The organism is Pseudoclavibacter sp. JAI123 (genome assembly GCF_013409665.1).
In the GTDB taxonomy this organism is placed as follows: Bacteria; Actinomycetota; Actinomycetes; order Actinomycetales; family Microbacteriaceae; genus Pseudoclavibacter.
In genome coordinates this window covers 860,268-880,270 of record NZ_JACCCM010000001.1, presented here as the reverse complement: position 1 = coordinate 880,270, position 20,003 = coordinate 860,268, and the positions used below count along the sequence as shown (strand labels likewise).

General features: G+C 70.1%; 17 protein-coding genes. 3 read left to right on the top strand and 14 right to left on the bottom strand.

Features of this window, described 5'->3' with window-relative positions; genetic code table 11:
- Nucleotides 1-41: 41 nt before the first annotated feature.
- From HDC34_RS04255 to HDC34_RS04220, 8 genes are all read right to left on the bottom strand, one after another.
- Nucleotides 42-533, bottom strand: a complete 492-nt coding sequence (locus HDC34_RS04255; protein ID WP_179555988.1) for an FBP domain-containing protein — start codon at nt 531-533, stop codon at nt 42-44.
- Nucleotides 534-558: 25 nt separating this feature from the next.
- Nucleotides 559-1,239, bottom strand: a complete 681-nt coding sequence (locus tag HDC34_RS04250) for an alpha/beta fold hydrolase (RefSeq protein WP_104310405.1) — start codon at nt 1,237-1,239, stop codon at nt 559-561.
- Nucleotides 1,240-1,454: 215 nt separating this feature from the next.
- Nucleotides 1,455-2,762 (bottom strand): M20 family metallo-hydrolase, encoded by a 1,308-nt coding sequence (locus HDC34_RS04245; protein ID WP_179555987.1) that lies wholly within the window; start codon nt 2,760-2,762, stop codon nt 1,455-1,457.
- Nucleotides 2,752-3,870: a DUF917 family protein gene (locus HDC34_RS04240; RefSeq protein WP_179555986.1), complete on the bottom strand. Its 1,119-nt coding sequence runs from the start codon at nt 3,868-3,870 to the stop codon at nt 2,752-2,754. The genes HDC34_RS04245 and HDC34_RS04240 overlap by 11 nt, the downstream gene beginning before the upstream one ends.
- Entirely contained in the window at nt 3,863-5,752 is a 1,890-nt protein-coding gene (locus HDC34_RS04235) for a urocanate hydratase (protein WP_211892242.1), read from the bottom strand. The genes HDC34_RS04240 and HDC34_RS04235 overlap by 8 nt, the downstream gene beginning before the upstream one ends.
- A complete protein-coding gene (locus HDC34_RS04230; RefSeq protein ID WP_104310401.1) occupies nt 5,745-6,587 on the bottom strand; it encodes an IclR family transcriptional regulator in 843 nt (280 codons plus the stop codon). Before HDC34_RS04230 ends, HDC34_RS04235 begins: the two co-directional genes overlap by 8 nt.
- Nucleotides 6,588-6,589: 2 nt before the next feature.
- On the bottom strand, nt 6,590-7,978 hold the full coding sequence (locus tag HDC34_RS04225; RefSeq protein ID WP_179555985.1) for a dihydroorotase family protein: 1,389 nt from the start codon (nt 7,976-7,978) through the stop codon (nt 6,590-6,592).
- 279 nt (nt 7,979-8,257) lie between these two features.
- Nucleotides 8,258-8,740, bottom strand: a complete 483-nt coding sequence (locus HDC34_RS04220) for an Lrp/AsnC family transcriptional regulator (RefSeq protein WP_179555984.1) — start codon at nt 8,738-8,740, stop codon at nt 8,258-8,260.
- A 141-nt stretch (nt 8,741-8,881) separates the two neighbouring features.
- On the opposite strand from HDC34_RS04220, the gene ald reads away from it, so the two are divergent.
- Nucleotides 8,882-10,003, top strand: a complete 1,122-nt coding sequence (ald, locus tag HDC34_RS04215; protein ID WP_179555983.1) for an alanine dehydrogenase — start codon at nt 8,882-8,884, stop codon at nt 10,001-10,003.
- 223 nt (nt 10,004-10,226) lie between these two features.
- Here ald and HDC34_RS04210 read toward each other — a convergent pair whose 3' ends face one another.
- The 5 genes from HDC34_RS04210 to HDC34_RS04190 all read right to left on the bottom strand — a co-directional run bounded on the left by HDC34_RS04210 (nt 10,227) and on the right by HDC34_RS04190 (nt 15,629).
- The gene (locus HDC34_RS04210; RefSeq protein WP_179555982.1) at nt 10,227-10,994 is read right to left on the bottom strand and encodes an ABC transporter permease; all 768 of its coding nucleotides are present in this window, start codon (nt 10,992-10,994) and stop codon (nt 10,227-10,229) included.
- Entirely contained in the window at nt 10,994-11,737 is a 744-nt protein-coding gene (locus tag HDC34_RS04205) for an ABC transporter permease (protein WP_179555981.1), read from the bottom strand. The genes HDC34_RS04210 and HDC34_RS04205 overlap by 1 nt, the downstream gene beginning before the upstream one ends.
- A complete protein-coding gene (locus tag HDC34_RS04200; protein ID WP_179555980.1) occupies nt 11,734-12,798 on the bottom strand; it encodes an ABC transporter ATP-binding protein in 1,065 nt (354 codons plus the stop codon). The genes HDC34_RS04205 and HDC34_RS04200 overlap by 4 nt, the downstream gene beginning before the upstream one ends.
- Nucleotides 12,799-12,847: 49 nt before the next feature.
- Nucleotides 12,848-14,530, bottom strand: coding sequence for an aromatic amino acid ammonia-lyase (locus HDC34_RS04195; protein ID WP_179555979.1), 1,683 nt, complete (start codon nt 14,528-14,530; stop codon nt 12,848-12,850).
- Nucleotides 14,531-14,690: 160 nt separating this feature from the next.
- A complete protein-coding gene (locus HDC34_RS04190; protein ID WP_104310394.1) occupies nt 14,691-15,629 on the bottom strand; it encodes an ABC transporter substrate-binding protein in 939 nt (312 codons plus the stop codon).
- A gap of 245 nt (nt 15,630-15,874) precedes the next feature.
- On the opposite strand from HDC34_RS04190, the gene HDC34_RS04185 reads away from it, so the two are divergent.
- Nucleotides 15,875-16,816 carry an asparaginase domain-containing protein gene (locus tag HDC34_RS04185; protein WP_258067830.1) on the top strand — a complete coding sequence of 314 codons (942 nt, stop codon included), beginning with the start codon at nt 15,875-15,877 and terminating at the stop codon, nt 16,814-16,816.
- 325 nt (nt 16,817-17,141) lie between these two features.
- Here the strand turns inward: HDC34_RS04185 and purM are convergent, their stop codons facing one another.
- Nucleotides 17,142-18,254: a phosphoribosylformylglycinamidine cyclo-ligase gene (gene purM / locus HDC34_RS04180; protein WP_374757238.1), complete on the bottom strand. Its 1,113-nt coding sequence runs from the start codon at nt 18,252-18,254 to the stop codon at nt 17,142-17,144.
- A 193-nt stretch (nt 18,255-18,447) separates the two neighbouring features.
- Here purM and purF point away from each other — a divergent pair, with 193 nt between their 5' ends.
- Complete coding sequence (gene purF, locus HDC34_RS04175; RefSeq protein WP_104310391.1) at nt 18,448-19,905, top strand: amidophosphoribosyltransferase; 1,458 nt, start codon at nt 18,448-18,450, stop codon at nt 19,903-19,905.
- Nucleotides 19,906-20,003 lie beyond the last annotated feature (98 nt).

Genomic DNA, 20,003 nt, shown 5'->3' with positions numbered 1-20,003 from the left:
GGGAGTGACCGGATCGAGACCCGGACGCCAGACGGACTCGGTCAGACCCCGTCGCGGAGGTTGCGCGCGAAGCTCGCCGCGCGCGTCCGCAGGTTCTCCGTGCGCTGCTCGCGCGCCGCATCCCGGTCATAGCCGATGTACGCGGACGGAGGCAGGCGGCGCACGTTCGCCGAGCACTCGAACGCAGCGCACACGAGCGTCCCGACGGTGTCACCGCGCCGGCCGGCTTCCCCCGTGCGCTTCGCGCTGTAGAAGACGACATCGTTCGGCAGCGTCACGTCCTCGCACCACGAGCACATCGCCCGACGCGTCGGCAGCTTGCGCGCCCGCTCGAACACGATCCCCACGAGCTCGCCGTCGACGGGGACCACCGCGTAGGCGCGACGCCCCAGCTTCGGGTCCGTCCAGCCAAGGTAGTCGCGTCGCCCCCAGTCGATATCGTGGAAACCGGGCGGCAGGGTCACGTCGCTGACCTCCTTGCGCGAGGCGTTCACGAACGCATCCCGAATCTGGGCCTCGGTGAGCTGCTGCATCCGACGAGCGTACCGAGCCGAACGGTCAGAGGCCGTCAGCAAACTCCGCGAGCGCCTTCGCCAGGGGATCCGGGGCACCGATGGCGACATAGTGGCCGCCGGGCACGACGACCGCCTCGACCCCGGCACGGTCGCGCGCATGCTGCTTCGCGAACTCGATCGGGAAGAACAGGTCGTCCTCGGCGGCGATGAACCCCGTCGACGTCTCCCGCCCCACTCCGGGCCACGGAGCGTCCATCCACGACCCCGTCTCCTCGCGCACGTGCGCCTTCGCGTCGACGACCAGGTCGTCTGGGACCAGGTTGTAGAACACGAGCTCGTCCTCGGAATCGACACCGAGCGCGCTGTGGCCCGTGGCATCCCACCACTCCTGCATCGTCTCCCCCGGCTTCGGGATCATGCCGGCTACGTACACGAGCCCGTCGGCGTCCAGGCGCTCCGCCACGAGCGCCGCCGTGAAGCCGCCAAGCGAATGGCCGACGATGACCAGCTGCTCGCCCTGCCCGTCACCGTCGGAGCTGTCACCCCTCGCCTCGTCGAGCTGCGCGGACACCGAATCGGCGTAGTCGACGAGCGACAGGCCCGGCTCCTCAACCGGCAGGTCGACCGCGATGGCGCGGTGCCCCGCCTCCTCGAGCTTCGGCACGACAAGGTGCCAGTCCCAGCTCGACGATCCTCCACCGTGGATGAGCACAAACGTCGCCATGGTGTTCCCCGTTCCCGCATCGGTTGTCTGTGAACGGATGCACATGCATCCGACTGCCAAGCCTGGGGGCCGAGCCTGGACTTTCGCCCGACTCGGCGCCTGGCCGGCGATCTCGGCGCCCGGGGACTCGGGCTGGCGAACTCACTTCGTGCTGGGAAACTTCCCGTAGCGAAGCGAGGTTTCCATCCCGAGACTTCGGCGACGGCCGAGGGGACTCAGCTCGCGACGAGCGGACGCTCGCTGCGGTCGGCGGCGACGAGGGCCGTCGCGAGCACGTGGATGCCCACGGCGATGTCGTCGGCCTCCGTGAACTCCTCTGGCACGTGGCTGCGCCCGCCGACGGATGGCACGAAGATCATGCCCATCGGCCCGAGGCGCGCGAGGTGCGCGGCGTCGTGGCCGGCGCCGGACGGCACGGCTTCCCACGTGTAGCCGAGCGCGTCGGCGGCCTCGCCGAGGAGGCGCTGCAGGTCGGGGTCTGCCGCGACCGGGTCCTGGTCGTTGAGCCACTCGATGGCGGTCTCGACGCCGCGCAGCGCGGCGCCCGCCGCGATGTCCTCGGCGACGCGACGCTTCGCGCCGTGCAGCCACGACGCATCCACGCTGCGCATCTCCGCCCAGATGCGCGCCTCGTCTGGAACGATGTTGAAGGAACCGGGCGACGACTCGATGCGGCCGGTCGTCGATACTCCGTGGATGGGGGCGCCGCACGCCTCTCGCTCGATCGTGAGGATCGCCTCGGCGGCCGCGATGAGCGCGTCGTGCCTGCCCTGCATGGGCATGGTGCCCGCGTGGTCGGCGCGGCCCGAGAAGGCGGCCATGAGCCGCTCGATGCCGGCGATCGCCGTGACGACGCCGATCTGCGTGCCGCTGCGCTCGAGCTGCGGGCCCTGCTCGATGTGCAGCTCGAGGTAGGCGTGCAGCGAGCCGGGCGTCCAGGCCTGGCCGAGCGCGCCGCTCGTGTCGAGGCCGAAGCCCGTCATGGCGTCGCCGAGGCGAAGCGCGGATTCGCCGTCGGTGCGCTCGAGGTGCTCGGGCAGCAGGAGTCCGGCGATGGACCGAGACCCGATGCAGGAGACGCCGAAGGAGTTCGCCTCCTCGCCGAGGAAGTCGACGACGTACAGGTCGCGCGAGAGCGTGATGCCCTCCTCGCGGAGCCGCCTCGCGACCTCGATGCCGCCGAGCACGCCGACGATGCCGTCGTAGCGTCCGCCCGCGTGCACGGTGTCGGTGTGCGACCCCGTCATGAGCGGCTTGAGCGCCGAGTTCGCGCCGCGCAGCACTCCGACGACGTTGCCCGCCGGGTCGATGTGCGCCTCGAGGCCCGCCGTGCGCATCCGGTCTCGCACCCACTCGCGCCCCGCGCGGTACGCGTCGGAGAATACGCGTCGTGAGAAGCCAGGCTCGGCGCTCTCGACGAGGCCGGCGAGCTCCGTCAGATCGGCGAGGACCCGCTGCTGGTCGGGCCGGAGCCTGGACGGGTCAACGGCGCCGAGCAGCGCATCCGCGGTGTCAGCTGACATAGCCGACCGTCCCGCCGACGAGGCCCGAGTCGCGGTACTTCAGGAAGTCGATGCCCATGATCTGCTCGATCTCGGCGAGCCCGGACTCGTCGATGGCCGACGACGACACGGGCAGGGCGGATGCGGGCACCGAGACGAGCACAACCTCTTCGCCCTCGTAGGCGTCCTTGACTGCGACGGCCTCGCCGAGCTTGGGGTCGAGGATGATGATCGTGTCCGGGTAGGTCGCGATGCGCTCACCGCCGGACTCGATGGCCATGTACTCGTTGAGGTACGGCACCGTGAAGTCGCCGATGCGGAACGTGCCGTGGTCCCAGCCGCCGTGCGTCTCGGTCGGCACCTCGAAGCCGAGCGGGCCGCGCGACACGACCGTGCCGCCGAGGCGCTCGACGACCGCCTGCACGAACGCCTCCTGCTTCCCTGCGCCGCGCTTCCTGAGCGCAGCGGCCATGTCGCGCCCGAGGTCGAGGGCCAGCGAGATGGACCCGTGCGCCGCGTGCTCCTTCACATAGCTCAGCTCGACGGGGTTGCGCGCGGCCGCGATGAAGCCGCCCGTGCGCACCGAGATGTCGCGCAGCACGTCGTCGCACGTGTTGATCGTGCCTGTGTTCACCGAGAGGAAGTGCCCGTGGAGGGCGCGGTTGCCGCCCGAGACGACCTGCGTCGCCACGTACCCCTCACGTTCGGCGAGGCCGAGCGAGCCGAGCTTGCCCGTCGGATGCGCGCGCACGTCGCCGGCCACGTCAAGCACCTTCACGCCGAGCACCGACGACTGGATCCACCCGTTGAGGGTCGTCGAGTAGCCGTTCTGGGCGGTCATGACGGCCGCGATGGGCACATCCGTCGCCCTGATGAGCTCCTGCAGCGCGTGCACGTAGTCGACCGGGCGGATCTCCCAGTTCTTCGCCGCCGGGGCGCCGATGGCCGTGACCGTCGCCACCCAGCTGTCCTCCGGCAGCTCGTCGATGCTCGCGAGCACCGGCCGGTTCAGCTCGGTCGCCATGCGGCCCATGAGCTCGCCGTGGTGCTTCCACCCGCCGCCGCCGCACGCGAGCACACCGCCCCCGAGCACTCCGTGGATGGCGTCTTCCTGGGTGAGTTCACGCACGAGCGTTCCCTTCGGGGTCGGTGTCAGAGCTGGCTGGGAGTGCTTGTGGTCCCGGGGCTGATGCAGCTGGCCCAGCGGATGCGCCGCGCGCGGCCAGCCCGAGGGCCGCGATGGGCGCATCCCCCGTCTCGCCTCCGCGCGCGATGGCGACGGTCGCCTCCTCGTAGCCGGCGGCCGCGTGGCGGATGACGCCGAGGCCCGTGTCGAGGTCGAGCGCGAGGCGCAGGCGCTCGAGGGTCTCCGGCTTGCCGTCGGCGACGATCGAGACGCCGGCCGACTGCATCCACCCCGTGTAGCCGCCGCCGCCGGAGTGGATGGCGACGAGGTCGGCGCCGGCCGTCGAGAGCAGCATGGCGTCGAGGAGCGGCCAGTCGGTGACCCCGTCGGAGCCGTCCCGCATGCCCTCGGTGCCGATGCGCGGATGCGTCATGCCGGCCGAGTCGAGGTGGTCGCGGCTGAAGAGCACGGGAGCCGAGAGGCGTCCGTCGGCGACGAGCTCGTTCGCGGCCTGCGCGAGGCGCGAGCGTTCGCCGTGGCCGAGCCAGCATGATCGGGCCGGCAGCCCCTGCTGGGGTACGTGCACGCCCGCGAGCGCCAGCCACTCGGCGATCTCGGGCCGCTCGGGGAAGAGCGACGAGGCGAGCGCATCCATCGTGAGCTGGTCGTCGACGTCGCCGGACAGGCACACCCAGCGGAACGGGCCTATACCCCGCGCGAAGAGCGGACGCAGGTAGGCCTCCATGAAGCCGGGGATGCGGTTGACCCGGTCGGCCTCCCCCTCCCCCAGGTGCTCGAGCGCCTTGACGCGCAGGTTGTTGCCGTTCTCGAAGGCGACCGAGCCGCGTTCCTGCAGCGTGAGCATGGCCTCGACCTGCTGGGCCATGGATGCTCGGGCCAGCGCCTCGACGCGCTCCGGCTCCGTCTCGCGGGCAGTGATCCACGCGTCGAGCGTGTACTCCAGGGGCACGTAGCCGTAGCGCGCGTCGTGCGCGGCGGTCTGGTCGGTGACGATGTCCGGCGTGACGCCTCGGGATGCGAGCTCGGTGAACACGGCCGCCGCGTTGGCGTGCAGCGCGACCGCGGCCGGGATCCCCTCGGCGCGCGCCGCCTCGATCAGCGCGAGCGCGTCGTCGAGGGTCGGCGCTTGCACGTCGATGCCGCCGACCGCGAGCGCGCGGTCGATCTTCACCTGGTCGATCTCGACCGTGAGCGAGGAGAGGCCGAGGATGCGCGCCGAGATCGGCTGGGCCGACCCCATCCCGCCGAGGCCAGCGGTGAGCATCCACCTGCCCTCCGCCCGCGCGTCGTAGTGCTGGACGAGCACCTCGCGCAGCAGCTCGTACGTGCCCTGCAGCACGCCCTGGCGGCCGATGTACTGCCACGCGGCGGCGGTCAGGCCGCCCCAGATGGTCTGGCCGGCGCGGTACCGCTCGTAGAAGCGGTCGCTGGTGGCCCAGTTGCCGACGGTGTTGTTGACGGCGGACAGCACCATGGGCGAGTCGCGCTTCGTCGACATGACGCCGACTGCGGCGCCCGTCTGCAGGATGAGCGTCTCGGCCTCGTCGAGCTCGAGCAGCGAGGTGACGATGCGGCAGGCCTCATCCCAGTTGCGGGCGGCCTTCCCGAGCGAGGCGTAGACGATGAGCTCCGCCGCGTTCTCGCCGACCTCGAGCACGTTCTCGAACATGCGGAGCAGGCCCTCGGCCCGCCAGTTCCTGGCCCGCAGCTTCGTGCCGCGCTGCGCCGTGATGGGCTGGGTGCCGCGGGCGAGGATGGGGCTGGCGAGGGGCGCGGATGCCGGCGGCGGCGTCTCGCCGTCCGTGGGAGTCTCGCCGCCCGCGCGGGTCTGGCTGTTCGCGGGGGTCGCGGCTGATTCAGGCACTCTGATCGCTCCAGACTTCGAGGTCGACGTTCGATGGCAGTTTCGCGGCGAGCTCTGCAGCTCCCTGCTTGAGGAGCGCGATGCGCTCATCCAGTGCCCCAGTCTGCCGCTCGTCACCGACAAGCGACAGTGAGCACAGCACGCGGCCGCCCGCGAAGACAGGAACGCCGATGCCGACCATGCCCGGGGTGATCTGCCCGTAGGAGACGGCGTGCCCCTCGGCGCGCACCTGGCGCAGATACGGCTCGATCATCTCGGGGCTCATGGTCGCGGTCGTGTACGCGCGCAGACCGCCGGAGAGCAGCTCGCGCACCACCTTCTTCGGCGCGTACGCCAGCAGCGGCAGCGCCGTGGCGCCCGCGTAGAGGCTGCGCACCTTGCCGCGTCCGAACGGGATGCGATGCTGCGGATGCGCGTAGGACACCTCGAGGCACACGGCGGTGATGTGCACCCGCACGGCGAGAATCGCGGTCATGCCGGTGAGCTCGCGGAGGCGGCGGAGGACGGGGGCCGCGTAGCGCACGAGGTGCGGCGAGGCGTCGTCGCTCTCCGCGAGACGGCTCGACGGCATGAGGTAGCCGTCGATCTCGATCGCGAAGCCCGCATCCCGCAGCACCGTCACGTAGCGGTAGACGGTCGACAGGGGCATGCCGAGCTCGCTGCTGATCTCGGAGATCTTCAGGCGCCCGCGGCCCTGGATGAGCTGCAGGATCTCGAGGCCACGGTGCAGCGACTTGTACGCCGCTCCACCGGTGCCGCTGCCACCGCCGGATGCGGCCGCTCCCCCGGATATGGGCCGCCCGTTCGGGTCCGCCTTCGGTCGCAGGTCGCTCATGATCAGACCAGGACCTCTCCCCGGCCAGCGGCCGCGAGCAGCCCCGCCGTGTCGGAGTAGACCAGCTCACCGCGGGAGAACGTGTGCGTCACGCTGCCGCCTGGCGACATGCCCTCGTACGGCGTCCAGCCGGCGTTCGACAGCATCCGGTCGAGCTCGATGGATGCGTCGCCCGGCGTGAACACGACGATGTCCGCGTCCTTGCCCACCTCGAGCGAGCCCTTGCGCGCGTCGAGGCCGTAGCGTCGTGCGGGGGCGATCGTGAGCGCATCCACCGCCTGCGACAGCAGCGCCTCGGACGCGTCGCGGCGGAGCGCCCCGCCGAGCGTCGCCGCGACGAGCGTCTGCACGCCGGGAGCACCCGAGCTGTTGTCGAGCATCACCTCGTGCTCCTTCAGCTCGCGGGACCACGGCGCGTGGTCGGAGCTGACGACGCTCACGGCGCCACGGCCGATGCGGTCCCACAGGCCCTCACGTGCAGTCGTATCGCGCAGCGGAGGGTTGATCTTGAGGTGCCCGCGCTGCGTCTCGAGATCGTCCTGGGTGAAGGTCAGGTAGTGCGGGCACGTCTCGAGCGTGACGTCAGCGCCCTGCGAGCGGTACCACTCGACGAGGTCGACGCTGCGCGGCAGCGACAGGTGGCAGACGTGCAGGCGCGCGCCCGTGTTGGCCGCCACCTCGAGCGCCGTCAGCACCCCGAGCGTCTCCGAGACGGGCGGCCGCGACCGCGAGTGCGACTGCGGGTCGGTGCTGCCCGCCGCCCGCTCCTCCCGGAGCAGCGACTGGATGATCTCGTTGTTCTCGGCGTGCGTGCAGAGGGTGCGGCCCGCGTCCCGCACGGCGGCCATGACGCTCAGCAGCTCGCGGTCGTCGATGCGCGGGAAGCGCGTCTCGTGCGTGTGGAAGAGAGAGACCTTGAAGCCGACGGCCCCAGCCTCGGCGAGATCTCCAGCCGCACGCCACCCGCCACCGGGTGCGAGGGTGCCGAGCAGCGCGACGTCGATGTGCGCCTCGTCGTTCGCGAGATCCTGCTTCGCGCGCAGCTTGTCGATGCTGTTGATGGGGCCGGTGCCGTCGTACGGCATCTCCACGATCGTCGTCACGCCACCCGCGGCCGCCGCCCTCGTCGACGCGGCGATGCCCTCGCCGCCGTGCGAGAGGGAGTGCACGTGCGCATCCACCACTCCGGGCAGCACGTAGGAATCGCCGACGTCGACCAGCCTGGCTCCTGCGGGAGCCGCGGCGCGGGACGCACCGGTGTGCACCGCGACGATCCGAGGCCCCGCAGCCCACACCTCGCCCGGTCCCCAGACGCCGCGGGCATCCCGGATCCTCCCGCGCACGATGAGGGTCGCGACGAGGTCTTCCTGCGGCTGCGCTCCTGGCTCCATGCACACAGAATAAGAACGCAACGGTGGTTTCGGCTACTGCGTTCTTAGATCACGGGACGAAGTGCGGATGCAGGCTGCCGCATGCCGGCCAGCCTGCTGCAGACCTGGGGCTTCAGCAGCCCACCCCAGCACGGAACCAGCGCAACCCCCACGTCTGCACGCCGGGCCGACTCCAGCATCCCCAAACCTGGGGCTTCAGCAGGCACGAGCAACGCCGAGCAGGCACACCCCCCCAACGTCTGTGCCTGAGCTCGGCGCAGTCAGCGCACGCAGCTCAGGTCAGCGGATGCGGTGGTGGTCGAAGACGATGCTCGTGCGAGTGGATGCGACGGCCGGGTGCGTCGACAGGTGCGCCACCACGAACTCCCGCACGTCATTCGAATCACGCACTGCGACGTGCACGATGAAGTCCTCCGAGCCGCCGAGGAAGAAGATCTGCACGACCTCGGGCAGCGCCCGCATCTCCTCCGCGAAATGCGCGAGCTCCTGCCGCTTCCCCGACCGGATGTTGACGCTGATGAGCGCCTGCAGCGCGAGGCCGAGCCGCGGCAGGCCCACATCCGCCGTGAACCTCGTGATCACGCCGCGGGCGACCAGCGAGCGCACGCGCGCGATGCACGTCGACTGCGCGATGCCGACGGCGTTCGCGAGCTGCGTGTTCGACTGCCGGGAGTCGGCCTGCAGCAGCTCGACGAGCCTGCGGTCGATGTCGTCGAGCGCCCCTGCATCCGCACCCCGAAGTTCCTTCGGCGTTCCAGCCATGCGCATCCCCTTCGATCACAGATTTCTACCAATACTGACCCAAGGGCCGCGGTTCCTGCGGCTCTCAACCCGTTCGAAACACTTTCTGCACATGATTTCCGAAGAACAGCACCGAATCAGCACGAACACAACGAGGTCATCATGCGCATCGGGATCCCTGCAGAGATCAAGAACAACGAGAACCGCGTCGCCATCACGCCCGCCGGAGTGCACGAGCTCGTGCGGCACGGCCACGAGGTGCTCATCGAGGCAGGCGCAGGGCTCGGCTCCGCCATCACCGACGAGGCCTACGAGGCCGCCGGTGCGAGCATCCTCGCCACCGCCGACGAGGTGTGGGCGCGCGCAGAGCTGCTCCTCAAGGTCAAGGAACCCATCGCCTCCGAGTACCGGCACATGCGGCCAGACCTCGTGCTCTTCACCTACCTGCACCTCGCCGCCGACCGGGCGCAGGCAGAGGCGCTCGCCGGCGCGGGCACCACCGCGATCGCCTACGAGACGGTGCAGCTGCCGAACCGCTCGCTGCCGCTGCTCACCCCCATGAGCGAGGTCGCTGGCCGCCTCGCGACGCAGGTCGGCGCGTACCACCTCATGAAGGCCGCCGGCGGACGCGGCATGCTGCTCGGCGGCGTCCCCGGAACGCCGAAGGCGAAGGTCGTCGTCATCGGCGGCGGCGTCGCCGGCGAGCACGCGGCCGCGAACGCCGTCGGCATGGGCGCCGACGTCACCATCATCGACCTCAACATCCCCCGGCTGCGGGAGCTCGAGGTGCAGTTCCAGGGCAAGATCCAGACGCGTGCCTCATCGGCATACGAGATCGCGGCGCAGCTCGCCGAGGCCGACCTCGTCGTCGGCTCCGTCCTCATCCCGGGGGCCGCCGCACCGAAGCTCGTGACCGACGAGATGGTTGCGGGCATGAAGCACGGATCGGTGCTCGTCGACATCGCCATCGACCAGGGCGGATGCTTCGAGGGGTCGCACCCGACGACCCACGACGACCCCACGTTCCCGGTGCACAACTCGATCTACTACTGCGTCGCGAACATGCCTGGCGCCGTGCCGGAGACCTCGACGCGCGCGCTCACCAACGCGACGCTCCCGTACGTGACCGCCATCGCCGACAAGGGCTGGAAGCGTGCCATGCAGGACAACCCGGCGCTCTCGCTCGGGCTCAACGTGCACGGCGGGCACATCACCAACCGCGGCGTCGCGACGGCGCTCGGCCTCGACTACCGCCCCGTCGACGAGATCCTCGCCGCCGAGTAGCCGCCGCGCACCGCATCCGCGCACCCAACCTCAATCGCTGCCAGCCAAATGGCCCCTGAGCCCCGAGCCACCGCGAACGCCGCCAGCCAGATGGCCCTTCTGGAACATCCAGAAGGGCCACCTGGCTGGCAGTGATCGCGCTGTGGGGCGGGTGCGCGGGCTGGCCGGCCGGCGACCGGGGTGCCTGCGCAGGCCAGGGAACCCGCGGACACCGACCGCGAAGCTACGCGCTGGTCGTGGCGGCGCTCGTGGATGCGACCGTCGCGCCGGAGACAGCGCCAGCACTCGAGCCTGCGCCCGAGCCCGAGCCCGAGCTAGCCTCAGCATCCTTCGGACCCCGCTTCGTGCGGCCGGGGACGACGAGGCGGCCGAGCAGCGCGAGGATGCCATCCACGACGAGCGCGAGGAGCGTCACGAGGATCGCGCCGACGAGCACGCGCCCGTAGTCGGTGACGGCCAGGCCGTCGAAGATGTAGCGCCCGAGGCCGCCGAGGTTGACGTAGGCCGCGATGGTCGCGGTCGCGATGACCTGCAGCACCGCGCTGCGGAGGCCGGCGACGATGAGGGGCATGGCATTGGGCAGTTCGACCTGCCACACGATCTGCCACTCGGTCATGCCCATGGCTCGCGCGGCGTCCACGGTCGCTCGGCTGACGTTGGCGACGCCCGAGTAGACGCCGGCGAGGAGCGGCGGCACGGCGAGGATGACCAGCGCGATCACGGGCGGGAACAGGCCGAGCCCCATGAGCAGCACGAGCAGCGTCATGAGGCCCAGGCTGGGGAGTGCCCGGAGCACGTTGGCGGTGGCGACGATGAAAGTCGTGCCCTTGCCGGTGTGGCCGATGACGAGGCCGAGCGGGAACGCGATGACGGAGGCAAGTGCGACGGCGAGCAGCGAGTACCAGAGGTGCTCGCCGACACGCGCCGGGATGCTCGCGGAGCCGACCCAGTTGGCCGGGTCGAGGAAGTAGGACAGCATCTCGTTGAACATCAGACGTTTGCCTTCTTTTCCGGAGAATCGAGTCCGATGACGGTGTCGAGCATGGCGGTCTCCGTGCGCTCGTTGGGTGTGCGCCTCGCGGCGCGCTTCGCTTTGACGCGCCCGCTGCGGAGCCACGGTGTGGTGGCGACGCCGATGAGGGCGATGATGCGGTCGAAGATGAACGCGAGGATGAGGATCGTGATGATGCCCGCGAAGATCTGGTCCGGGTAGTCGCGCTGGAAGCCGGCCGTGAAGAGCTGGCCGAGGCCGCCGACGCCGATGACGGCACCGACCGACACGAGCGAGACGTTGGTGACGGCGACGACCCGGAGGCCGGCGACGAGCACCGGGATGGCGAGGGGCAGCTCGACCTCGATGACCCGCTTGATCGACGAGTAGCCGATGGCGCTCGACGCGTCCTTCACGTCGGCGGGCACGGCGTCGAGCGACTCGAGCACGGTGCGGATGAGGAGCGCCGTCGAGTAGAGCGTCAGCGCGATGACCACGTTGAGCGGGCTGATGATCGGCGTGCCGACGATCGAGGGGATGACCACGAACAGCGCGAGCGACGGGATCGTGAACACGATGCTCGCGACGACGATCGCGACCGCGCGACCCCGGGGGCGCCCGACAAGCAGCATCCCGAGCGGCAGCGCGATGACGAGGCCGAGCACCGTGGGCACGACCGAGAGCATCGCGTGCTGGATGATGATGGGCCAGACGGTGTCCCAGTTCGCGATGAGCCAGCTCATGACCGGTCGCCGCTCGAGTCGGCGACGCGCGCGAACACCGTCTCGCCGCGCACGACACCGGCGGCGACGCCGGATTCGTCGACCACGACGGCGAGGCCCGCCGGGGAGGCGAGCACCGCGTCGAGCGACCGGCGCAGGTTGTCGTCGAGGGTGACGACGGCGCCGACGGGGACGCGCAGCGAGCTCGCGCGGTGCAGCCAGGCGTCGGGGCGGCCGTTGTCGTCGACGGCGAGCGACCACTCCGATGTGTGGGGGTCGAGGCTGATGATGCCGGCGACCGGCTCGGCGAGGGGCTCCGCGGTGAGGGATGCGTCCCGGAACGTGAGGGCCCGGTAGCCGCGGTCCTTGGAGATCATGCTGGAGACGAACGTGTTCGCGGGCCTCGTCATGACCTCCTCGGCCGCCGCGTACTGGTGCAGTACGCCGCCGGGGCCGAAGACGGCGATCTTGTCGCCGAGGATGAGCGCCTCGTCGATGTCGTGCGTCACGAACACGATCGTCTTCTTCAGCTCGCGCTGCAGGCGGATCATCTCCTGCTGCAGCTCGTCGCGCACCACCGGGTCGACGGCGCTGAACGGCTCGTCCATGAGCAGGATGGGCGGGTCGGCCGCGAGTGCGCGCGCCACGCCCACACGCTGCTGCTGGCCGCCGGAGAGGTCGGCGGGATAGCGGTGCACGAGCTCGGGGCGGAGGCGAACCCGCTCGATGGCATCCATCGCCTTCGCGCGGGCCTCCTTCGCGGGCACGCCCTTGAGCCGGAGCACGGTGGCGACGTTGTCGAGCACGGTCCGGTGCGGGAAGAGTCCCGCGTTCTGGATCACGTAGCCGATGCCGAGGCGCAGCTGCGTCGAGGGAACATCCGCGACGTCCTTGCCTGCAACCGTGATGCGGCCGCTCGACGCGTCGATCATCTTGTTGATCATGCGCATCGACGTCGTCTTGCCGCATCCGCTGGGGCCGACGAAGGCCGTGAAGGAGCCCTCCTCGATGTCGAGGCTGAGGTCGTTGACCGCGGTGGTGCCGTCCGGATACGTCTTGGTGACGCTCTCGAAGGTGATCATGCTGCTCCTTGGCTGGGGACGGGGTGATCTTGGTGCGAGAGCCGACGGCTCACGCGTCCTGCACGTGCTCACTCAGCTCGGCGATGTCGGCGCGCACTCGGTCGATTCGCTGAGAGGTCATGATGGCGGGGTCGTTGAGGGCGAGCGTCTCACGGATGCGCTTCGAAAGCTGCACCACGAGCGGGGCGCGGTCCTTCATGGAGGGCGCGGGGGCTGCGACGCCCACGCCGACTGCGAGGAGCGCCTCGATCGCGAGGAGCCGCTCGGCGGCCTCCAGGCTGTCCTCGAGGAGGCGCACGGCGAGGTAGCCCTGCGCGTTGTGGTCCTCGACGCCGTCGCCGACGACCCCGCCGAGGTGCGAGACGGGCGCCGCGAGCTGCTGGAGTCGCGCCATGAGCGATGAGGCCGTGTTCGCGAGGATGACGGGCACGAACGGATGCTCGGCGTCATCGATCGACAGCACCTGCTCGACGAGCGAGCGCTCGGAGCGGAGGCGCCTGATCATGAGGGAGCAGCGCCGCTCGCTCATGATGCCGAAGTGCGCGAGGAGGAGGCGGACCGAGTCGGCGGTGATCGCCATCTGGATCGTCGAGAAGTTGCCGTTGGAGATGATGACGTCGTTGTCGACGTCGATGTAGGGGTTCTCGCTGCGCGCGTTCAGCTCGACCGTGACCGACTCGCGCAGCACATCCGCCTGCTCGATGAGCGTGCCGTGCACCTGCGGGACGGTGCGCATGGAGAGCGGGTCCTGCAGCGAGCCAGCCGTGGCGGGGCCGTAGGCGCGACTCGAGCCGAGGAGCGAGCGGAAGCGGGCGGCGGCGCGGATCTGACCGGGGTGGGGGCGCGCCGCGACGACCTTCTCCTGGAAGCCCTTGACGCTGCCGTTGAGGGCGTCGAAGGTGTGGGCGACGACGAGGTCGGCTGAGGCGGTGAAGCGGTCGAGTCGCACCGAGGTGAGGGCGGCGATGCCCACCGAGGCGGCATTCGCGCCGACGAGGGCGAGGCCGTCCTTCGCGGCGAGCTCCAGCGGGACGAGCCCTGCCGTCGCAAGCGCCTCGCGAGCCGGGACGGTCTGCGTGCCCGTCTCGTCGAGCACCCGGCCACGGCCGACGAGCACGTTCCCGATCGCCGCGAGCATGGACAGGTCTGCCGCGCCGACGGATCCCTCAGACGGGATGGCGGGCGTCACGCCGCATTCGAGCAGGCAGCGCAGCCCCTCGAAGAGCGACGTCGTCGCCCCAGAGTTGCCTTGCGCCATGACGGCGAGGCGCGCGAGCATGACGGAACGAGCCTCGATCGGGGTGAGGTTCTTGCCGACAGCGGCGTCGTGGGAGGCGAGGACGAACAGCTGGAAGGCGTGCTGCAGCTCCTCGGGGATCTCCTGGTCGCGCAGCGGGCCGAGGCCACGGTTCACGCCGTACGCCGGTTCGCCGCGCGCCATGACGCTCTCGATGACGCCGCGGGCCTCCGCGAGGCGGACCCTGACGTGCGGGTCGATGTCGAGGTGGCCGACGGTGACGGCCAGTCGCTCCAGGATGCGCGGGGTCATGCGGTCGCGACCGATGACGAAGCTCGAGAGCGGCAGCGACGCCTCCGCGCTGGTCCCCGCGAGCGCGTTGACGCCAGCGGACGACCCGTCCGTGACCGGACGCTTCGCCTGCGCGGCACGCCTGTTGGGGCGCATCGTCGGGCGCACTTGCGGCCGCTGCTCGGCGTCTGCGTGCTGCTGCATCCGGAACTCGCTTCTGGTGGATCTTGAAACTGGAGGGGTGAAGAAAGCGGGGGAGGTGGGTTCGGCGGTCGTGCCTGGTGGTGCTGCCGAGAGTGTGGATGCGGACGGCGCGTGACCGGCCGCATCCACCCTCTGGGCGGTCGTGCGGGTGCTCCGGTGCCTACGCGCCGAGCAGGCCCTTCTCGGTGAGCCAGTCGGTCGCGGCCTTGGTCGGCTCGACCTTCTCCTCGCCCGAGACGCGCGTGTTCAGCGCGATGAGCTCGTCGGTGGTCAGCTGCGCCGAGATGGCGTCGATGACCTCAGCGACCTCGGGGGTGAGCTTCTCGGTGTTGCCGATCGGGACGACCTGCTGCGCCGGGAAGTTGTTCTTCGGGTCCTCGAGCACGACCAGGTCGTTCTCGACGATCGCGGGCGACGTGGTGAAGATGTTCGCCACCTGCACCTGTCCGCTCACGAGCGCGTCGACCGTAGCCGGTCCGCCGCCGTCAGCGATGGGGGTGAAGGCGCTGGGCTCGACGCCGTAGTTCGCCTTCAGGCCGGGCAGGCCCTGCGGGCGCTCCTGGAACTCGGCCGGGGCACCGTAGGTGATCTCGGCGTTGTGCGCGGCGAGGTCGGCGATGGTCGTCAGGTTCCACTTCTCAGCGGTCTCCTTCGTGACGACGACCGCGTCCTTGTCCTCGGCCTCGGCCGGGGTGAGCCCCGTGAGGCCCTCCGCCTCGAGCGCCGCGGTGAGCCCCGTGTTGATGGTCTCCGCATCCGCCGTGTCCGCCTCGGGGTCGAGGAAGATGAGGAGGTTGCCGGTGTAGTCGGGGATCAGGTCGATCGATCCGTCCGACAGCGCCGGGATGTACGCCTCGCGCGAGCCGATGTTGAACTGCGTCTCGACCGTGAAGCCGGCATCCTTGAGCGCTTCCGCGTACAGGTTGCCGATGATCTCCGACTCCGGGAAGTTCGCCGAGGAGACGACGATGGTGTCGCCGGACGCGGCGCCCTCGTCGGTTCCGCCGGCGTCGGGGGCGGTCGGGTTCGAGCAGGCTGAGAGGAGGCCGATCGCTGCAAGCGCGGCGATGCCTCCAGTGATCAGGCGTGTCTTCTGCATTGGGGTTTCCCTATCTTCGGCGGTAGCCAGAACATCAGTGATGTGCGGCCATCTTAGGAATGTGCCCCATGAATTCGGGACGCGCTTCCCGGAAGGCGCGAATTAACTCTGTGTTACGTGCCCAACGCACGGGAAAGCGTCCGTGTTCCCCGCGTCGCGGGTCGAGCATCCTGGCCGTCGGTCCCCGAACGCCGCGCAGTCAACCCTCAGCGCGCGCCCCGGCAAAACCGGGTAGACATGTGACCGTGACGACCACTGCGCCTCTCCCCCTCATCGCCGTCATCGCGACGGGCGGCACCATCGCCAGCACGACAACCGCCTCAGGGGCGACGACGCCCAGCCTCGGCGCGGATGCGCTGCTCGAGGGCGCAGACGCGCCAGGTGCCCGCCTGCGGCCCGTGAACCTCATGGCCGTCGACTCCTCGAGCCTCACCCTCGGCGACATGCAGTCGATCAGCGACGAGGTGCGCCGCCAGGTGGAGGACGACGAGGTCAGCGCCGTCATCGTGCTGCACGGCACCGACTCCATGGAGGAGTCGTCGCTGCTCACCGACCTGCAGCTCAAGAGCTCGAAGCCCGTCATATTCACCGGTTCGCAGTTCACTGCGGAGTCTGAGGCACCGGACGGGCCCGCGAACGTCGCCGCGGCCCTCGCCGCCGCCCTCGATCCCGCCAACCGCGGGCGAGGCGTGCTCGTCGCGTTCGGCGGCCGACTGCTCAAGGCATGGGGCCTCACGAAGGCATCCGCAGACCGCGCGGATGCGTTCCGGAGCGTCACCGACAGGCCCGCCCGCCGCCTGCACCTGCCGGCCCCGGTGACCGGAATGCGCGTCGACACCGTCGCCGTCATGCCTGGCGGCGACGCCACGCACCTGCACGCGAGCCTCGAAGCCGGCGTGCAGGGCATCGTGCTCGTCGGCCTCGGGTCCGGCAACGCGAGCCAGAGCATCGTCTCCGCCGCATGGGAATGCCAGGCCTCCGACATCCCGCTCGTCGTCTCGAGCCGCGTGCCCTTCGGTGTCCTCAAGGCCAGCTACGGCGGAGGCGGGGGCGGGCACGACCTCGCGGTCGTCGGCGCCATCCACGCGGCGGTCCTGCGCGCCGGGCAGGCGCGCATCCTGCTCGCCGCCCTCCTTGCCAATGAGGCGACGAGCGAGGACATCGCGGCGGCGTTCGCCGCCGAATAGGTGGGCTGCCCCTCCTGCGCCGCGGCTGAGCCCAGCCATCACGGACGCTTGTCCAACTTCCGGGATCAGTGAGCGCTGGATGCGCCGCAACGCGCGAACCCGGCCGTTTCATCACGCCACTTGGCCAGGTGGGAGCGGATTTTCCGGGCGCCGCTTCGACGTTGCGCGGACGCCTGTCCAACATCAGTGCGATATCGGGCCCGAAAGCGTCGAAACGCCCTCGAAGCACGTTTATTGCACTGATGTCGGTCAGGCCGCGCGAAGACCCGCGTGCTCGTGGCCGCGCTTCTTCGTCCGTCCGCGAGAAGCGGCGACTCCCGTCCTGCTAGCTGGCGTAGCTGCCGACGAGGCGCACGGCGCCGCCGTCGACGCCCTTGGCGCCCTGCTCGAAGCCGTCGAAGTCGCGGGCCTCGGTCGAGATGGTGCCGGCGACCCAGGAGGGGAGGCCAGCAGCCTCGAGCCACCCGACGACCGCGGATGCGCGCTGCGCGTCGACGACCGCGAACATGCCGATGCCGAGGTTCCAGGTGCCTTCCGTCGACTCGAGGTCGGTGCCGGCGAAGCCCGCGAGGACGCGGAAGATGTCGTTCGGGGACCAGGCGCCGCGGTCGAGCTCGATCCAGGCACCCTGCGGGAGGACGCGGGCGAGGTTCGCTGCGATGCCGCCGCCGGTGACGTGGCTGAAGGCGTGCACGGCGCCGTCGAGCGCTGGCTCGGCGAGAAGACGGACGAGCGGGCCGGTGTAGAGGCGCGTCGGCTCGAGGAGCACTTCGCCGACGACCCCGCCCAGCTCCGCCGAGGTGTCCGTGAAGGCGAGCCCCTGGTCGGCGACGATGCGGCGCACCAGCGAGTAGCCGTTCGAGTGGAGTCCGCTCGACGCGATCGAGATGACGACGTCGCCGTGCTGCACACGCTCTGGTCCGAGCATCCGGTCGGCCTCGACGACGCCGACCGCGGCGCCAGCCACGTCGTAGTCGTCCGGGCCGAGGAGGCCGGGGTGCTCTGCCGTCTCGCCGCCGGTCAGCGCGGTGCCGGTCTCGGCGCACGCCTTCGCGATGCCCTCGACGATCGAGGCGATGCGCTCGGGGACGACGCGGCCGCAGGCGATGTAGTCGGTCATGAAGAGGGGCTCGGCGCCCACGACGACGATGTCGTCGACGACCATCGCCACGAGGTCCTGCCCGATGGTGTCGTGCTTGTCGATGGCCTGCGCGATCGCGACCTTCGTGCCGACGCCGTCGGTCGAGGTCGCGAGGATGGGCTTCGTGAACGACGTCAGACGCGACGCGTCGAAGAGGCCGGCGAAGCCGCCGACGCCGCCGAGCACTTCTGGTCCGTGGGTCGCCTGGACGGCGCGCTTCATGAGCTCGACGGCGGTGTCGCCCGCGCGGGTGTCGACGCCAGCGGCGGCGTAGAGGTCGTTGCCTGACACAGGGATGCCCTTTCCTCGGGGGATGCGCCCAACAGCCTAGCCCGCCGCGAGGGTGACGCCGGAAGCGAACCCTTCCCACGCTGGTGCGCGCGGACTCGCCAGCTGTGACAAAATCGAAACATCGTTCAGGGCCCCTCGTGGGCCTCCTTGAAATCGGGCCCTCGCGGGCGCGCTTACCTGTGCTTGGAGCTCCCCCAGCGTGTGCGGCATTGTTGGTCACGTCTCGACCAGTCCCGTCAACCAACAGATCTACGATTCCCTCCTGCTCCTGCAGCATCGCGGCCAGGATTCGTCCGGCATCGCGACAGCCGACGGGGACACGTTCCACATCGCGAAGGTCAAGGGGCAGGTCCGCGAGGGCTACCGCACCCGCGACATGCGCAACCTGCTCGGCAACGTCGGCCTCGGCCACGTCCGCTACGCGACGGCTGGCAGCGCGAAGAGCGACGACGAGGTGCAGCCGTTCTACGTGAACGCGCCCTACGGCATCGTCCTCGTGCACAACGGCAACCTCACGAACACGCGAGAGCTGCGCAAGGAGCTCTTCAACGTCGACCGCCGCCACCTGAACTCGTCGAGCGACACCGAGCTGCTGCTCAACGTCCTCGCGAACGAGCTGCAGCACGGCATCAACGGCGACGACCTCACCCCGGACGACCTGTTCGACTCGATCTCCCGCTTGCACGACCGGGTCGAGGGCTCGTACGCATCCGTCGCCCTCATCTCCGGATACGGGCTGCTCGCCTTCCGCGACCCGTTCGGCATCCGCCCCCTCGTCCTCGGTCGCCGCGACGACGAGCACGGCCGCGACGAGTGGGTTGTCGCGTCCGAGTCGCTCGTGCTCGAGTCGGGCGGCTACGACTTCGTCCGCGACGTCGAGCCGGGCGAGGCGATCTTCATCTCCATGGGCGGCGAGCTCTTCTCGCGCCAGTGCGCCGTCAACCCGCGCCTCGTGCCCTGCTCGTTCGAGTACGTGTACCTCGCTCGCCCCGACTCCGTCATGAACGGCATCTCGATCTACGAGTCGCGCCTGCGCATGGGGAAGACCCTCGCCGCGAACGTCGAGCGCAGCATCAGCGCCGGCGACATCGACGTGGTCATGCCCATCCCAGACTCGGGCCGCCCCACGGCGATGGAGATGGCGAAGACCCTCGGCATCGACTACCGCGAAGGCTTCTACAAGAACCGCTACGTGGGCCGCACGTTCATCATGCCGGGGCAGAAGGTGCGCAAGAAGTCGGTGCGCCAGAAGCTCAACGCGCTCCCGACGGAGTTCCGCGGCAAGAACGTGCTCCTCGTCGACGACTCGATCGTGCGCGGCACGACGTCGAAGGAGATCGTCGAGATGGCCCGGCAGGCCGGTGCCAACTCGGTGACCTTCGCATCTGCCGCTCCCCCGGTCCGTTACCCGCACGTGTACGGCATCAACATGCCGTCGCGCGGCGAGCTCGTCGCATCGGGCCGCTCGATCGAGGAGATCGCGTCGGTCATCAGCGCCGACCGTCTCGTCTACCAGGAGGTCGGCGACCTGTTCACGGCCATCACCGAGGGCTCGAACGTGAAGGAGCTCGACATGAGCTGCTTCGACGGCAACTACGTCACCGGCACCGTCACCCCCGAGTACCTCGCCTGGCTCGAGCTCAACACGAAGAGCTAGCCAGCCGGCGCATCCTTGCCGCCCGACGGGGCCAGACATCTGGGAAACGCATGTTCGTCGCGAAACGAGCATGCGTTTTCCACAGGTGTCGCGGGATG

What these genes read in the sequence shown, in the direction of transcription:
- HDC34_RS04255 (WP_179555988.1), bottom strand. Translation starts at nt 533, where the DNA reads ATGCAGCAGCTCACCGAGGCCCAGATTCGGGATGCGTTCGTGAACGCC.
- HDC34_RS04250 (WP_104310405.1), bottom strand. Translation starts at nt 1,239, where the DNA reads ATGGCGACGTTTGTGCTCATCCACGGTGGAGGATCGTCGAGCTGGGAC.
- HDC34_RS04245 (WP_179555987.1), bottom strand. Translation starts at nt 2,762, where the DNA reads ATGTCAGCTGACACCGCGGATGCGCTGCTCGGCGCCGTTGACCCGTCC.
- HDC34_RS04230 (WP_104310401.1), bottom strand. Translation starts at nt 6,587, where the DNA reads ATGAGCGACCTGCGACCGAAGGCGGACCCGAACGGGCGGCCCATATCC.
- HDC34_RS04225 (WP_179555985.1), bottom strand. Translation starts at nt 7,978, where the DNA reads ATGGAGCCAGGAGCGCAGCCGCAGGAAGACCTCGTCGCGACCCTCATC.
- HDC34_RS04220 (WP_179555984.1), bottom strand. Translation starts at nt 8,740, where the DNA reads ATGGCTGGAACGCCGAAGGAACTTCGGGGTGCGGATGCAGGGGCGCTC.
- ald (WP_179555983.1), top strand. Translation starts at nt 8,882, where the DNA reads ATGCGCATCGGGATCCCTGCAGAGATCAAGAACAACGAGAACCGCGTC.
- HDC34_RS04210 (WP_179555982.1), bottom strand. Translation starts at nt 10,994, where the DNA reads ATGTTCAACGAGATGCTGTCCTACTTCCTCGACCCGGCCAACTGGGTC.
- HDC34_RS04205 (WP_179555981.1), bottom strand. Translation starts at nt 11,737, where the DNA reads ATGAGCTGGCTCATCGCGAACTGGGACACCGTCTGGCCCATCATCATC.
- HDC34_RS04200 (WP_179555980.1), bottom strand. Translation starts at nt 12,798, where the DNA reads ATGATCACCTTCGAGAGCGTCACCAAGACGTATCCGGACGGCACCACC.
- HDC34_RS04195 (WP_179555979.1), bottom strand. Translation starts at nt 14,530, where the DNA reads ATGCAGCAGCACGCAGACGCCGAGCAGCGGCCGCAAGTGCGCCCGACG.
- HDC34_RS04190 (WP_104310394.1), bottom strand. Translation starts at nt 15,629, where the DNA reads ATGCAGAAGACACGCCTGATCACTGGAGGCATCGCCGCGCTTGCAGCG.